The organism is Cohnella cellulosilytica (assembly GCF_042431195.1).
Classification (GTDB): Bacteria; Bacillota; Bacilli; order Paenibacillales; family Paenibacillaceae; genus Cohnella; species Cohnella cellulosilytica.
Genome location: NZ_JBHMDN010000068.1, coordinates 1 through 697, shown reverse-complemented (window position 1 = coordinate 697; position 697 = coordinate 1). Strand labels below are relative to the sequence as shown.

1 protein-coding gene is annotated in these 697 nt (G+C 48.4%); it reads right to left on the bottom strand.

What is annotated here, in order from left to right:
- Positions 1-142: 142 nt before the first annotated feature.
- On the bottom strand, positions 143-697 hold a 555-nt coding region (locus ACFFT4_RS30265; RefSeq protein ID WP_378052861.1), incomplete at its 5' end, for a group II intron maturase-specific domain-containing protein.

Sequence of the window (697 nt, the reverse complement as noted above, 5' to 3'; positions counted from 1 at the left end):
GGTAGAGTAGAGAACTGGAATTTCATTGGAGGGCGCAAGCCCTCCATTTACTTTTCCAGCCCCCCCTTCATCAAACCGGACGTGAGGTTTTCCCTCATCCGGCTTTCCGATGTTCTTCTTCCTTCAGCGTTACGGTACTTTCTTAGCTGGCGACTTTCTTAAGTCCTGCGAGTTGCGCCGCCACTGCGGCTTCTCTAGACTTGCCGTGCTTGTTACGACGATTGCGCTTCTTGTTCCAGAACAGCGTAAGACGCTTGCGGATATACCAGTCGATTTTGTTTAGGAATAGATTTGCAAAGGAATCCAGTCCGTAGTAGTTCTTCCACCCTTGAATCTTGGGGTTCAGTTCTTCCACCATTTTGTTCATCGTCCAGTGTAGACGATTTCTCGGTTCGGTCGTTTCCTTTACCTTCTGTTTCATGTTCTTCATCGCTTTCTTTGATGGATAGCTGCGAAGAATGGAAGCCGTCTTATTCCCTCTCAGCTTCTTTGGTATTTTCCGGTGATGCATCCCCAGAAAGTCGAAGCCTTGCTTATCGTCCCACAGGTTGATCAGCTTCGACTTCTTCTTATTCATTTCGAGTTCCAGCTTTCCGAATACCGCTTTAAGGACGTCAATCGCCCTCAGCGCCTGCTCTTTGGTTTTGCATAGGATAACAAGGTCATCTGCGAATCGCACCAGTGTTCCCGTCTCAGC